This window comes from Deinococcota bacterium (assembly GCA_030858465.1).
Lineage (GTDB): Bacteria > Deinococcota > Deinococci > Deinococcales > Trueperaceae > JALZLY01.
In genome coordinates, this window is sequence record JALZLY010000169.1 from 1 (window position 1) to 13,781 (window position 13,781).

The following is a 13,781-nucleotide window of genomic DNA, read 5'->3' on the forward strand; positions in this document are numbered from 1 at the left end:
GCCGTGCACCTGCTTGGGCAGGCCCGCGGCCCTGTCGCCGGGTTTGATGCGAAAGCGGTAGACGATATAGAGCAAAATACCCAGCACCAGCACATAGATGCCCACGCCGAAGGTGGTGGTCAGCCAGAAGACATCGGCCTGCATCTTGGCAATCGGACCAAAGGGATCCAGGGTGGACTGGGGAACGGAAAACGAGCAGCCTGCGAGCAAGGCGCTGACCGCAAAGATCGCCAGGCTCGAGCCCCGCCGCAACCAGGTTTTTATCGGCACATCCTCCTCCTCTACGACCCGAGCCAAGGCGACAGGGCCAAGGCAACAGGGCCACACTACAGGCTTACCTAACCCAACGAGGCTTTACCTAAAGCCAATTTAACACGGCGCGGGCGCAGCCGGTCAATGATATTTGTCCCGGTTTGGCGCCGGGCGCGGCGGCGGTCGACCGGGCTCAGATGAGCCCCCGGTAGCCTACCGCCTCGGCCAGATGCGCTTCGCTGACCGCGCTCTCCCCGGCCAGGTCGGCGACCGTGCGCGCCAGGCGCAGCAGCCGGTCGAAGCCCCTGCCCGAGAGGGCGAGCTGCTTGCTGACCGTCCTCATAAAGGCTTGCGGACCGGCCTCCAGGGCGGCGTGCTTGCGCAGGGCCTGTCCGGCCAAGCGGGCGTTGGGAACGCCCTGACGCGCAACGGCCAGCCTTCTCGCCCCGATGACGCGCGCCCGCACGGCGCTGCTCGCTTCGCCCGGCGCGCTGTGGATGAGCTCGTCGGGGCTCAGCCTGGGCACGCCGAGCCGCATGTCGATGCGGTCCATGAGCGGCCCGCTGATGCGCTCGCGGTAGCGCTGGCGCATGCCGGGCGTGCAGGCGCAGCCCCGCTGGGGGTCGCCGTGGTAGCCGCAGGGGCAGGGGTTCTGACTGGCCACCAGGATGAACGAGGCCGGAAAGGTCAGGGCGGCCCGGGCGCGGCTGATGGTGACGACGCCGTCCTCGAGCGGCTGGCGCATCACCTCGAGGGCGCGGCGGCTGAACTCGGGGAACTCGTCCATGAAGAGGATGCCCCGGTGGGCGAGGCTGACCTCGCCGGGCCGGGGAATGTTGCCGCCGCCGATCAGCCCGGCGTCCGAGACGGTGTGGTGGGGGCTACGAAAGGGCGGCGCCCTGACCAGGCCGCCGGTCAGGACCCCGGCGGTCGAGTGGACGCGGGTGACCTCGATGGCCTCGTCGCGGCTTAGGGGCGGCATGATGCCCGGCAGGCGCCTGGCCAGCATGGTCTTGCCCGAGCCTGGCGGCCCGCTCATAAGCAGGTTGTGGGCGCCCGCGGCGACGATCTCGAGCGCCCGCTTGACCGCGGCCTGACCCTTGACGTCGGCCAGGTCGGGCAGTTCGTGGCTGCTGGCCTCCGCGCTCGCCTGGTGGGCTTGCAAGCTCACTTGACCCCGCAGAAACTGCACCGCCTCCAGCAGCGTGTTGGGGGCGTAGACCTCGACCTCGTCCACGGCCGCCGCCTCGGCGGCGTTCTCGGGCGGCACCAGCACCCGCCCAAGCCCCGCCTGGGCGGCGTAGAGGGAGATGTTGATGGCGCCGCGCAGCGGCCGGAGAGACCCGTCCAGGGCCAGTTCCGCGCTGACGACGGTACCGTCCAGGGCCTCTTGCGGCAGGACGCCCTGGGCGACTAAGAGCGCCAGCGCGATGGGCAGGTCAAAGGCCGGGCCTTCCTTGCGCACGTCGGCGGGTGCCAGGTTGATGACCACGCGGCCGGTGGGGAAGGGCAGGCCGGCGTTCCTGACGGCCGCGCGCACCCGCTCGCGCGACTCCTGAACGGCGGCGTCGGGCAGGCCGACGACCGTCACCGAGGGTAGACCGCCCGACAGGTCCGCCTCGACCACGACGCCGTAGGCCTCGACGCCCAGGACGGCGGCGGAGGTGACTCGAGCTAGCATAGGTCACTATACCCAAGGATGGCGTTCTGCAACGGGACCGCGCAATGGGGGACCGCGCAATGGGGGACCGCGTAATGGACCGCCAGCCGGCGGGCGACGAGCGCAGGAGCTAGCGAAGACGCTCGAGCGCCTGCACGTCTCCTCGCGCCGCGTCGCGCAAAAAGGCGACGTCCGAGCCGCTGGTCACGAAGGTGTAGCCGGCCGCCACCATATCCCCGGCGCCCCGTCCGCCGTAAGGAAGGCCCCCCAGGGGCTTGCCGCTCGCCCTGGCCGCCGCCTCGGCCCTCTGCAAGAGCGCGCCGACCTCGGGGTCGTCGAAGTCTCCCGGCTTGCCCAGACCGGCCGACAGGTCGAAGGGGCCGATGAAGAGCATGTCGATCCCTTTCACGGCGGCGATCTCGGCGCTGTTCGCCACGCCCGCGGCGCTCTCGATCTGCGCGATGACCAGCAGCTTGTCCCCGGCCGCGCTGGCGTAGTCGGTATCCAAGCCATAGCCCGAGGCGCGGACCAGCGGGTAGGCCACCCCGCGCCTGCCGGCGGGCGGGTAGAGGCAGGCGGCGACGGCCGCCCGCGCCTCGTCTGCGCTGCCGACCTCGGGCACCATGATCCCTAGCGCGCCGATGTCGAGCGCGCGCTTGATCCAGACCGGGTCGTTGGCAGGCACGCGGACGACGGGTGTAGCCTCGGTCGCCGAGACCGCCTGCATGAGCTGAACGGCGTTCAGGAGGTCGCCGGGGCCGTGCTCGAGGTCGATCAGGACCGCGTGGTAGCCGGCTAAGGCGACGAGTTCGGCGGCCAGGGGGCTGCACAGGTGGAGCCAGCAGCCGAGCGAGGGCTGACCCCTCTCGAGCCTGCTTTTGAGCACGTTGTTCATCATCAACCTCCTCTTGATGCTACCTCGCCCCGCCTCACCCACCGAACCCACCTTACCCACCGTGGTGGCGGGCCCAGCGTCCTGCTTTCCCAGCGCCAGGGCCGGATGTTAGACTAGCCGGTGACAAAGCGCAGCCACCCTACGTTGCGAGCTCGAAGCGCTCAGGAGGCATCATGATCAGCGTCACAGAACTGCGAAACAACACCAAGGTCGAGATGGACGGCGGCCTCTGGGAATGTCTCGACTACCAGCACCAGAAGATCGGCCGCGGCGGCGCCAAGGTCGTCGCCAAATTTCGCAACCTGGAGACCGGCTCGATCGTCGAGCGCACCTTCAACGCCTCGGAAAAATTGCAGGACATCTTTATCGACTACAAGAAGATGCAGTACCTCTACTCCGACGGCGACTCCTTTACCTTCATGGACACCGAGACCTACGATCAGCCCGCCTTGAGCCGCGCGCAGATTGGCGACGGCGCCAGATTCCTGAAGGAGTCGATGGAGGTGACGGTGGACTACTTCCGCGACAAGCCGCTCAAGGTGACCCTGCCCAACGTGGTCGCGCTGGCCATCACCCAGACCGACCCGGGCGTCAAGGGCGACACCGTCTCCGGCGGCTCGAAGCAGGCGACGCTGGAAACCGGCGCGACCGTGAACGTGCCGCTCTTCATCGACCAGGGCGAGACCATCCGCGTCGATACCCGTACGGGCGAGTACCTCGGGCGCGCCTGATGGACGTCAAGGAGCTGAAAAGGCTGCTTGACGCCATGCGCGACTCGGAAACCAACGAGCTGGTGCTCGAGACCGGCGACTACAAACTGACCGTGAAGCGCGGCGCGGAGGCGCAGATGATCCAGGCGCCGCAGCCGCCCGCCGCAGCCGTCCCGACCTCCCAGCCCGGCGCGCCCGAGGCCGCTCGGGGGGCGCCCACGCCGGCTTCCGTCCCCGCGCACCTCGTCCAGATCACCGCGCCCATCGTGGGCACCTTCTACGCCTCGCCCTCGCCGGACGCCGCCCCCTACGTCAAGGTGGGCGACAAGGTCGAGGCCGGCAAGGTGCTCTGCATCATCGAGGCCATGAAGCTGATGAACGAGATCGAAGCCGAGGTGGCCGGCGTCATCGCCGAAGTGCTGGTCAAAAACGAAGAGCCGGTCGAGTACGGCCAGGTGCTCTTCAGGATCGATCCGAGCTGAGGCGGCTGATGACCCACACTCCAAAGCAGCCAGAAGCCTTGGCAACAGCGATAAGCAGCGAAGCGAGGCGCCGGGAGCCGGGGGGGTTTAGCTTGGATTTTGACGTCCGGCTCCCGGACTTTGCCCTTTATGTTTAAGGTTGCCCTTTATGTTTAAGAAGGTCCTCATCGCCAACCGCGGCGAGATCGCCCTGCGCGTCCTGCGGGCCGCCAAGGAACTCGGCGTCAAGACGGTGGCGGTCTACTCGACCGCCGACGAGAACTCCTTGCCGGTGCTCCTCGCCGACGAGTCGATCTGCATCGGCCCGCCGCCGTCCTCGGGCTCCTACCTAAACGTCCGCAACCTGCTCTCGGCGGCGACCGTCACCGGGGCCGAGGCGATTCATCCCGGCTACGGCTTTCTCTCGGAGAACGCCGAGTTCGCCGACAAGTGCGAGGAGCACAACATCCGCTTTATCGGCCCGACCGCCGAGTCGATCCGGCTGATCGGTGACAAGGCCAGCGCCCGCAAGCTCGCGGACGCGGCCGAGGTGCCGACCGTGCCGGGCTCAACCCCGCTCAAGTCGCTCGAGGAGGCCCTGGCCTTTGCCGAAAAGATCGCCTATCCGGTCATGCTCAAGGCCTCTGCCGGCGGTGGGGGGCGGGGCATGCGGGTCGTGCACAGCCCGACCGACTTAGAGCGCCAGCTCGTGAACGCTCAGGAGGAGGCTCGAGCGGCCTTTGGCAACCCCGAGATGTATATGGAAAAGTACATCGACGAGGCCAGACATGTCGAGATCCAGATTTTCGGTGACGGCGCGGGGGGGGTGATTCACTTTTTCGACCGCGACTGCTCGATCCAGCGCCGTCAGCAGAAGATGCTCGAGGAGGCGCCGAGCACCCTGCCCAATGCGCTGCGGCTCGCCATCGCCGAGTCCGCGGTTAGGCTCTGCCAGCACATCAACTACCGCGGCGCGGGCACCTGCGAGTTCCTGGTCGATCGCGACGGCGCCTTCTACTTTCTGGAGATGAACACGCGCATCCAGGTCGAGCATCCCGTCACCGAGATGATCACCCGCTTCGATCTCGTCCAGGAGCAGTTCAAGGTGGCGGCGGGCCTCGGCCTCAGCCTCGCCCAGGACGAGGTGAAGCTGGCAGGCCACGCCATCGAGGTGCGCATCAACGCCGAAGACCCCGACCACGACTTCAGGCCCTCGGCCGGCACCATCACCGACCTACACTGGCCGGGCGGGCCGGGCATCCGGGTGGACTCGCACGTCTACGCGGGCTACCGCATCCCCCCCAATTACGACTCCCTGGTCGGCAAGATCATCGCCTGGGCGCCGAGCCGCGAAGCGGCCATCGCCCGGATGCGGCGGGCGCTGGAAGAAACCGTGCTGGACGGAGTCAAGACCACCATCCCCTTTCACCTGAAGGTTCTCGACAACGCATTTTACAAGCGCGGTGCGGTGTACACTAACTTCATCCCGAGGAGGATGCAGTCTTGACTCAGGCGAACAGCAACGAAGCGAAAGTGACTGAATGCACGAGAACCCAATGCACGAGAACCCAATGAACGAGAACCCAATGAACGACCTCGACATTTCCCAGGACGTGCTCTACGGCATCGCCCAACTCGCCTTGGGCACGGTCGAGGGCATCACCCCGGTGGCGCCGCCCGCGTGGGTCGGCGAGATCCTCACCGGCCGCCGGGCCAAGGGTATCCGCATCGAGCGCGCGGGGGACGCCGTCAGCATCGACTTGAATGTCCATGTCAGCTACGGCCTGGCGATCCCCGAGGTCGCCCTGGAGGCGCAGCAGGCGGTGCGCGAGGCGGTCGCCTCGATGACCGGCCTCATGGTCGAGACGGTCAATGTGACCGTGGACGCCGTGGACCTGCCGGGCTCTGCTGAAGAGAGACCGGCGAGAAGTCCCGCGGCTCTGGAGACCCGTGGCCAGGCGTAAGGCGCGCGAGCTCGCCTTCCGGACCCTGTTCGAGGCTGAGCAGGGCAAGGCCCCGCTCCTGGAAGTCTGGCAGGGCACCCGCGCCGGGTTCGGGGAAACGGTGGAGAGCGAGGACGAGGGCGCCTACGGCGACCGCCTCGACAGCGAGGGTCTGGCCTTCGCCGAACGCCTCCTCGAGCATTTCGAGGCGCACCGCGGCGAGATAGACAGCCGCCTGGGGGAGGTGATCGAGGGCTGGAGCTTCAGCCAGATGGCCCAGACCGACCTGACCGTCTTGCGCCTGGCCCTAACCGAGATCCTCCATGAGCCCTCGGTGCCCTTCGAGGTCACCGCCGAGATGGCCGTGCGCATCGCCAAGAAGTTCGGTGGCGAGGAGTCGGGAAGATTCGTCAACGGGGTCTTGGCGACCTACCATCGCCGCGTCCCGGCGCGCTCCTGACCCTGTAAGCCCAACCTTGTAAACCCAAACTCAAACGTGGAGAGGTCATGGCTGCTCAGCTCCTGAGAGGCAAAGAGGTGTCGGAGAGGGTAAGCGCGGTGTTGCGGCAGTCGCTCCGCGACTTGCCCTTTCAGCCGCAGCTCGTCGTGGTGCGGGTTGGCGAAGACCCCGCCAGCGTCGCCTATGTGCGGGGCAAGGCCAGAACGGCGCGGCAGATCGGCATGGGCTCGAGGGTCGAGGTCCTGCCTGAAGCCACCCGGCAGGACGAGCTCATGGCGCTCGTCGCCTCGCTCAGCGCCGACCCCGAGGTGGACGGCATCCTGGTTCAGGACCCTCTGCCTCCTCACCTGGACATCAGGCCCGTGCAGGAGGCCATCGACCCCGCCAAGGACGTGGACGGCTTTCACCCTATCAACGTGGGCCGCCTCTGGAGCGGACAGAAGGCGCTCGTTCCCTGCACGCCGCTGGGGCTGATTTGCATCATGGATTATTATGGGCTTCCGATAGCGGGCAAGCGCACCGTCATCGTCGGCCGCTCGAACCTGGTCGGTAAGCCCGCGGCGGCGCTCTTCTTGCAGCGCCACGCGACCGTTACCCTGGCGCACTCGAGGACCCGTGACCTGGCCGCGCTGACCCGCGAGGCCGACATCCTGGTGGCGGCGGTCGGACGCGAAGCGCTGATCACCCCCGACATGGTGAGGCCCGGCGCGGTGGTCTTGGACGTGGGCATCACCAGGGTGGACGGGAGGCTCAGGGGCGACGTGCATCCGGGCGTGGCCGAGGTGGCCGCCTACCTGACCCCGATGCCGGGAGGCACCGGCCCCATGACCGTCGCCATGCTCATGCAGAACAGCTACGACGCCGCCCTGGCCCGGCGCGCCCTCGAGCCCTAGAAGATGGACGAGCTCTTCACCAACCGCATCCTCTGGACCTCGCTGACCGCTCTGGCGCTGGCCCAGGTCCTCAAGGTCTTCCTGGTGGCCTTGACCGAGCGCAAGCTGGCGCTTGACCGCCTGCTCGAGACCGGCGGCATGCCCTCCTCACACTCGGCGGCGGTGACCTCGCTGATGACCAGCTTGGGCCTCAGCCTGGGCTGGGACAGCCCGCTCTTCGCGGCGTCGGTGGTCTTCGGCATCATCGTGATGTACGACGCCACCGGCATCCGCCGCGCCGCCGGCATGCACGCGCAGATGATCAACGAACTCGCCCAGGAGCTCGCCCACGTCTTCGAGGACGGCTTTCAGCCGCAGGTCCTAAAGACGCTCCTCGGCCACACCTATCCGCAGGTGTTCATGGGCGCGCTGCTGGGCGTGGTGACGGCGGTGGTGATTTTCCTCTAGGGGCTCGTCGATGCCCTTATCGTCGATGAAGGTGCCGCTACGGCTCGCGCCTACTCGCCCTTGTAGGACAGCCGGTAGATGACCCCGCCCGTGTCGTCGGCAAAGAGGACCGAGCCGTCGTTCGCCATCACTAGGCCGACGGGCCGTCCGAACTGCGCCCGGCCCTCGTCGATCAGAAAGCCGGTGATAAAGTCCTCAAAGGCGACCGGCTGACCGTCCTCGAAGCGGATCCTGACGAGCTTGTAGCCGACCGCCGGAAAGCGGTTCCAGGAGCCGCGCAGGGTGACGATGGCGTCGCCGCGGTAGTCCTCGGGAAACTGCTCACCGCTGTAGAAGAGCATGTCGAGCGGCGAGGCGTGCGCCTGGTAGGTGAGCGCCGGCGGCTCGGTGGTCGCGCAGAACTCCTCTCTGCTCATGTCCTCGGGCTCGGCGGGCAGGTAAGGGTCGACCTGCCTGTCGGCGAAGCAAAACGGCCAGCCGTAGTGGTTGCCCTCGGCGATCAGGTTGAACTCCTCGGGCGGGTCGTCGTCGCCGCGCCAGTCCGAGCCCATGTCGAGGCCCCAGAGCGCCGCCGTTTCGGGGTGCCAGTCGAAGCCGACGGTGTTTCTGAGGCCCTCGGCGTAGATGCTGCGCCCGCTGCCGTCGGCCTCGAAGCGGAGCATGGTGGCGTGCTCGGGATTGCTCTCGTCGCAGGAGTTGCAAGACGAGCCGATCGACAAGTAGAACATGCCGTCGGGCCCCATGGCGAAGGTGCGGTTGGGATGCTGGCCGCCGTCGGGCAGGTCGTCTATAAACACCTCGGGCTCGCCCAGGAGCATACCGCCCTCGAGCCGCTCGGCCACCAGGATCTGCCTGGGCGGCCCCAGATAGACGCGGTCCTCACGGATCATGATGCCGTTTAGGTTGTCGATGCCTTCGGCGACGACGACGATCTCGTCGGCGCGCCAGTCGCCGTCGCTGTCGCGCAAGGCCAGCACGTTGCCGGTGTCGCGCTGGGTGACGTAGACGGTGCCGTCCTCGGCGACGGCCAGCTTGCGCGGGTTGTCGAGGCCCTGGGCGAAGACGCCGATCTCGAAGCCGGGCGGGAGCTGCAGGTTGTCGAGCAGAGCTTCCTCGAACTCGACGTGTTCGGGTTGAAAGATATTGCCGACGACGGGCGGGGCGTCCGCTTCTCCCGCCGCTTCCGCTTGCTCCGTCTGGGCCGCGGCGGCGCCCAAGGCCAAGAGCATGACCGTGACAGTCGCGCAGAATCCCCATCTTGTTTGTTGCTTCACCTTTGTCCTCTTTTGGAATGACTGGACTCTCACTATAGCCGCGGCCCCGTTACAAAGCTGGCACGGGTGTTCAAGCAGGGGCGCTCAGGCACGGGCGGAATCGGCGCGAGCGACCACCGCCAGGTAGACCCGGCTCGCGCCCGCGGCGAGCAGCGCCAGGCTGCACTCGGTCAGCGTGGCGCCGCTGGTGGTCACGTCGTCTATGAGCAGGACCCGCTCGCCCTCGAGCGCTTTGGCCCTAAAGGCGTCGGCGACGTTGTCGGCGCGCGCCCCCGGGCTCAGCAGGATCTGCTTCTTGGTGGCGCGGGTGCGGCTGAGCACGGCCCGGTAGGGCAGCCCCAGCTCGCGCGCCGCTGCCCGGGCGATCATCTCGGCCTGGTTGTAGCCGCGCCTCAGCCGACGGCTCAGGTGCAGGGGCACGGCGGTTATGAGCGCCGGCTGCCAGCCCGCCCGGTTCACCTCGGCGGCCACCCTGCATCCGAACAGTTCGGCCAGCCGGGTCACCTGGCGGTACTTGAGCGCCTGCACGGCCTTGCGCAGGCTGCCGTCGTAATCACCCAGGGCGAGTTCGTTGTCCTTTAGGCTGGGCCGAAAGAGGCTGTGGGCGCAACTCTCGCAGCAACCGAGCGCCGAGCTGGGGCGCGCCTGGCAGAGGACGCAGCGGCTGAGCCGGAAGAGGGCGTGCATGAGATCGGCGGCCTAGTGGCGGCGGCTGGCGAGCGGCTCGAGCAGGTCGAAGAGCGCCCCTGCCTGTTGGTCCTCCAGAGCCTCTCTGAGCCCCCTCATGCCGCGCTCGGCGCTGCTCTCGGCCACCTCCTGCGCGTAGCGGAGCGAGCCCCGCCTGTCGATGAGCCCCAAGACCCGCAGAACCTCGCCCTGAGTTTTGGCCGCCCTGGGCTTGGCGAGGACCTGGATGACCTCGTCCCGCTCGGCGGCGCCCGCCTCGGCGAAAAAGTGCGCCAGGATGAGCGTCCGCTTGCCCTCGAGGAGGTCACCCATAAACTCCTTGCCGTAGATCCCCGCGCCCAGCTCTGCGCCCGTCCCTGCGCCCGTCCCCTGGGCGGCGATCTCGGGCATGAGGTTCAAGACGTCGTCGCGGATCTGAAAGGCGACGCCCAGGTCTATACCCGCCTCGCTCAGGCTCTCCCGCGGCTCCTCGCCCGCGCACAGGGCGCCCAGGCGCAAGGGGCAGACCACCGTGTAGTAGGCCGTCTTGAGCCGGACCATGTCCAGGTACTCGGCCTCGCTCACGTCGAAGCGCCCGGCTTCCACCCAGGCGAGGTCCAGATGCTGGCCCTCGGCGGTCCGCTGGATCATCCAGGCGAACTCGGCTAAGACCGCGCGCTGCGTCGCCGAGGCTAGGCCGTCCTGGCTGTGCAGGAGCTGCCACATGTAGACGTGCAGGGCGTCGCCGACGTTGATGGCTACGGGCGCGCCCACGCAGCGGTGCAGCGCCGGCAGGCCGCGGCGGTCCTCGGAGTCGTCCTCGACGTCGTCGTGGATCAAGACCCAGTTCTGGAAGAGCTCGAGGGCGGCGGCCACGCCCACGCCCGCGCGCCAGTCGCCGCCGTGCGCGCCGATGGCGGCGAGCAGCAACTGCCCGCGCAGACGCTTGCCGCCCCGGGCCGGGTAGTCGCGGACGAGCGCGTAAAAGCGCGACAGCTCGGCAAGCGCGTGCCTCTGCGGCAGGGCGCCGACGACGGCCTCGCCCAAGGCCTGGAGCATCTCTCTCAAGCGGGCTTAGACGATCTCCCGCTCGAGCCCCGGCACGAACTCGGCCAGCGTGGCGAAGTAGGAACTGTAGGTGAAGTCGAGGTAGAGCGGCGTGACCGAAGCAAAGCCGTCCAAGACCGCGGTGTAGTCGGTGTCCGGCTCGCGCTTGCCGGTCGGCACGCCGGCCACCCAGTAGTAGGGCACGCCCTCGGGGTCCTCGCGGGCGATGACCTCGTCGACGTAGGAGTGGGTCGACTGCCGCGACAGCCGCACGCCCTTCAAGGGCCCGGTGGGAAAGTTGACGTTTAGGAGCGTGCGCTGGGGCAGGCCGTTCTTGGCGACCCGCGGCACCAGCTCCTTGGCGTAGTCGGCCGCGAAGCTGAAGTCGAGCTCGCCCTTGCCGCTCTTCAGGGAAAAGGCGATGGCGGGAATACCCAGGGTGGCGCCTTCGATGGCCGCCGCCACCGTGCCCGAGTGGGTCACGTCGTAGCCCAGGTTGGCGCCGATGTTGATGCCGCTCACCACCACGTCGGGACGGCCGTTGTTGTGGACGCCCAGGACCACGCAGTCGGCCGGGGTGCCGTCGACGCGGTAGGCCTGGGTGCCCTCGAGGCCGTTCAGCCGGGTCCTCTTGTAGCGCAGCGGCCGGCGGATGGTGATGCCGTGGCCGACCGCCGACTGCTCCACGTCGGGCGCGGAGATGACCACTTCGTCGGCGACCTCGAGCATGGCCTCGGCCAGGGCCCGGATGCCGGGGGAGAAGATACCGTCGTCGTTGGCAACTAGAACTTTCATAACGGCCAGTATACGTCGCCAGGCGTCAGCCGAGCGTCACTCGGGCGCGTCTCGTGGTCGCTCACAACGCCCCGCCGTCTGGGCGCGGACGATCCCGGCGTCTAGGAGCGGACGATCCGGCGTCTAGCGGACGATGCAGGCCTTGAAGTGACCGGGGCCGACCTCTTCGAGCGGTGGGATGATGTGCGCGCAGTCTTCGACCGCGAGCGGGCAGCGGGTCCTGAACACGCAGCCCGAGGGCGGGTTGATGGGCGAGGGGATGTCGCCCTGGAGGAGGATGCGCTCGCGCTTGACGGTCGGATCGGGAATCGGCACGGCCGAGAGCAGGGCCTCGGTGTAGGGATGCACGGGGTTGGCGTAGAGCTCCTTGGCCGGGGCTATTTCCATGATGCGGCCCAAGTACATGACGATGACGTGGTCGGAGATGTACTCGACCACGCCCAGGTCGTGGGCGATAAAGAGCAGGGTGAGGCCGAGTTCGTCCTTGAGGTCTTGCAGCAGGTTGACGACCTGCGCCTGAATCGACACGTCGAGGGCCGAGACCGGCTCGTCGGCGACGATGAACTGCGGGTCCACCGCTAAGGCCCGGGCGATGCCGATGCGCTGGCGCTGGCCGCCCGAGAACTCGTGCGGGTAGCGGCGCATGTGGCCGGGCGCCAGGCCGGTCTTGGTGAGCAGCTCGGCGACGCGCTCCTCGCGAGCCTTGCCGCGCGCCAGGTTGTGGATCTGCAGGGCCTCGCCGATGATGTCGCCGACCGTCATGCGCGGGTTCAAGGAGGCATAGGGGTCCTGGAAGATTATCTGCATCTCCTTGCGGTATTCGCGCAGTTCGCCCTTGGAGAGCTTGGCGACGTCCACGCCGTCGAAGAGGATCTCGCCGGCGGTGGGCTCCAAGAGCCGCAAGATGGTCCGGCCTACCGTCGTCTTGCCCGAGCCGGACTCGCCGACGAGGCCCACGACCTCGCCGGGGCGGATGTTGAAGGACACGTCTTCGACCGCGTGGACATTGGCGACGACTCTGGACAAGATGCCGCCGCGGATGGGGAAGTACTTCTGGAGGTGTTTGACCTCGAGCAGGTACTCGCCCTTGGCGCCCTTGCGCTTGCTCGCCGGAACTCCGGGCTGGGTGATCTTGGGTGCGTGAACCTCCGTGCCGACACCCTGGGGACGGGGTTGGGTCATATCATGGCCTCCCGCTTCTGGTGCTCGACGCCCTCTTCGGTTTCGGTCAGGTTCTCCCAGCGGATGCAGCGCACCATGTGGCCGCCGCCGGTGTCCTCGAGCGGCGGGATCTCCTGCTTGCAGTCGTCGGTGACGAACTTGCAGCGCGGGTGAAAGGCGCAGCCCGGCGGTAGGTAGAGCGGGTTGGGCACGTTGCCGGGAATGGCCTCGAGCCTCAGTTGATGCACCGCGACCTTGTCCACCCGGGGAATCGAGTTGAGGAGTCCCATGGTGTAGGGCATCCTGGGCTGGGCGAAGATGTCGTTGACGTCGCCCTCTTCGACGGCGCGGCCGGCGTACATGACCACCACCCGGTCGGCGATTTCGGCGACCACGCCCAGATCGTGGGTGATGAAGAGGATGCTCATGCCGATCTCGCGCTGGAGCTTGCGCATGAGGTCCAGAATCTGCGCCTGGATGGTTACGTCGAGCGCCGTGGTCGGCTCGTCGGCGATCAGCAGCTTGGGCCCGCAGGACAAGGCCATGGCGATCATCACGCGCTGGCGCATCCCCCCCGACATCTGGTGGGGATAGTTCTTGACCCGCTTGGCGGGTTCGGGAATGCCGACCAGGTCGAGCATATCCGCGGCGGCCTTCATCGCCTGGCCGCGGCTCTTTCTCTGGTGGAGGACGATGGCCTCGGCGATCTGGTCGCCGACGGTGTAGACCGGGTTCAAGCTGGTCATCGGCTCCTGGAAGATCATCGCGATGTCGTTGCCGCGAATCCTGCGCATCGCCGACTCGGACTTCTTGACCAGGTTCTCGCCGTTGAAGAGAATCTCCCCGCCCGCGATTCTACCCGGCGGCTGCGCGATGAGGCGCATGATCGACAAGCTGGTGACCGACTTGCCGGAGCCGGACTCGCCGACCACCGCCAGCGTCTCGCCCAGGCCGAGGTGGAAGGTGACGCCATCCACGGCCTTGACCGTGCCGTCGTCGGTATCGAAGTAGGTCTGGAGGTTGTTGACCTCGAGCAGACGTTCGGAACTAGCCATGCAACTGTACGCTCCTCACAGATGTTGGTCTACCTTACAGACATCAGTCTACCTTATATTTT

At 67.5% G+C, this 13,781-nt stretch carries 16 protein-coding genes; 7 read left to right on the forward strand and 9 right to left on the reverse strand.

Annotation, left to right across the window (positions count from 1 at the left end; all coding sequences use genetic code 11):
* The 3 genes from M3498_08620 to M3498_08630 form a co-directional block, all read right to left on the reverse strand.
* On the reverse strand, positions 1-270 hold a 270-nt coding region (locus tag M3498_08620; GenBank protein ID MDQ3459342.1), incomplete at its 3' end, for a hypothetical protein.
* 175 nt (positions 271-445) lie between these two features.
* Positions 446-1,933, reverse strand: coding sequence for a YifB family Mg chelatase-like AAA ATPase (locus tag M3498_08625; GenBank protein MDQ3459343.1), 1,488 nt, complete (start codon positions 1,931-1,933; stop codon positions 446-448).
* Positions 1,934-2,042: 109 nt separating this feature from the next.
* The gene (locus M3498_08630) at positions 2,043-2,810 is read right to left on the reverse strand and encodes an aldolase/citrate lyase family protein (protein ID MDQ3459344.1); all 768 of its coding nucleotides are present in this window, start codon (positions 2,808-2,810) and stop codon (positions 2,043-2,045) included.
* 170 nt (positions 2,811-2,980) lie between these two features.
* On the opposite strand from M3498_08630, the gene efp reads away from it, so the two are divergent.
* The 7 genes from efp to M3498_08665 all read left to right on the forward strand — a co-directional run bounded on the left by efp (position 2,981) and on the right by M3498_08665 (position 7,721).
* Positions 2,981-3,538: an elongation factor P gene (efp, locus tag M3498_08635; protein ID MDQ3459345.1), complete on the forward strand. Its 558-nt coding sequence runs from the start codon at positions 2,981-2,983 to the stop codon at positions 3,536-3,538.
* Positions 3,538-3,999: an acetyl-CoA carboxylase biotin carboxyl carrier protein gene (gene accB, locus M3498_08640; GenBank protein ID MDQ3459346.1), complete on the forward strand. Its 462-nt coding sequence runs from the start codon at positions 3,538-3,540 to the stop codon at positions 3,997-3,999. Before efp ends, accB begins: the two co-directional genes overlap by 1 nt.
* Positions 4,000-4,147: 148 nt before the next feature.
* Positions 4,148-5,485, forward strand: coding sequence for an acetyl-CoA carboxylase biotin carboxylase subunit (gene accC / locus M3498_08645; GenBank protein MDQ3459347.1), 1,338 nt, complete (start codon positions 4,148-4,150; stop codon positions 5,483-5,485).
* A gap of 64 nt (positions 5,486-5,549) precedes the next feature.
* Positions 5,550-5,942, forward strand: coding sequence for an Asp23/Gls24 family envelope stress response protein (locus tag M3498_08650; protein ID MDQ3459348.1), 393 nt, complete (start codon positions 5,550-5,552; stop codon positions 5,940-5,942).
* Positions 5,929-6,381 (forward strand): transcription antitermination factor NusB, encoded by a 453-nt coding sequence (gene nusB / locus M3498_08655; protein ID MDQ3459349.1) that lies wholly within the window; start codon positions 5,929-5,931, stop codon positions 6,379-6,381. Before M3498_08650 ends, nusB begins: the two co-directional genes overlap by 14 nt.
* Positions 6,382-6,428: 47 nt before the next feature.
* The gene (locus M3498_08660) at positions 6,429-7,274 is read left to right on the forward strand and encodes a bifunctional 5,10-methylene-tetrahydrofolate dehydrogenase/5,10-methylene-tetrahydrofolate cyclohydrolase (protein ID MDQ3459350.1); all 846 of its coding nucleotides are present in this window, start codon (positions 6,429-6,431) and stop codon (positions 7,272-7,274) included.
* Between the two features lie 3 nt (positions 7,275-7,277).
* Positions 7,278-7,721 (forward strand): divergent PAP2 family protein, encoded by a 444-nt coding sequence (locus tag M3498_08665; GenBank protein ID MDQ3459351.1) that lies wholly within the window; start codon positions 7,278-7,280, stop codon positions 7,719-7,721.
* 50 nt (positions 7,722-7,771) lie between these two features.
* On the opposite strand, the gene M3498_08670 is transcribed toward M3498_08665, so the two are convergent.
* From M3498_08670 to M3498_08695, 6 genes are all read right to left on the reverse strand, one after another.
* Complete coding sequence (locus M3498_08670) at positions 7,772-8,950, reverse strand: PQQ-dependent sugar dehydrogenase (protein ID MDQ3459352.1); 1,179 nt, start codon at positions 8,948-8,950, stop codon at positions 7,772-7,774.
* A 129-nt stretch (positions 8,951-9,079) separates the two neighbouring features.
* Positions 9,080-9,682, reverse strand: coding sequence for a ComF family protein (locus M3498_08675; protein ID MDQ3459353.1), 603 nt, complete (start codon positions 9,680-9,682; stop codon positions 9,080-9,082).
* Between the two features lie 12 nt (positions 9,683-9,694).
* Positions 9,695-10,720 carry a polyprenyl synthetase family protein gene (locus M3498_08680; protein MDQ3459354.1) on the reverse strand — a complete coding sequence of 342 codons (1,026 nt, stop codon included), beginning with the start codon at positions 10,718-10,720 and terminating at the stop codon, positions 9,695-9,697.
* Positions 10,721-10,735: 15 nt separating this feature from the next.
* The gene (gene surE / locus M3498_08685; protein MDQ3459355.1) at positions 10,736-11,503 is read right to left on the reverse strand and encodes a 5'/3'-nucleotidase SurE; all 768 of its coding nucleotides are present in this window, start codon (positions 11,501-11,503) and stop codon (positions 10,736-10,738) included.
* A gap of 123 nt (positions 11,504-11,626) precedes the next feature.
* A complete protein-coding gene (locus M3498_08690) occupies positions 11,627-12,685 on the reverse strand; it encodes an ATP-binding cassette domain-containing protein (GenBank protein ID MDQ3459356.1) in 1,059 nt (352 codons plus the stop codon).
* Positions 12,682-13,719: an ABC transporter ATP-binding protein gene (locus M3498_08695; protein ID MDQ3459357.1), complete on the reverse strand. Its 1,038-nt coding sequence runs from the start codon at positions 13,717-13,719 to the stop codon at positions 12,682-12,684. Before M3498_08695 ends, M3498_08690 begins: the two co-directional genes overlap by 4 nt.
* Positions 13,720-13,781: the final 62 nt, after the last annotated feature.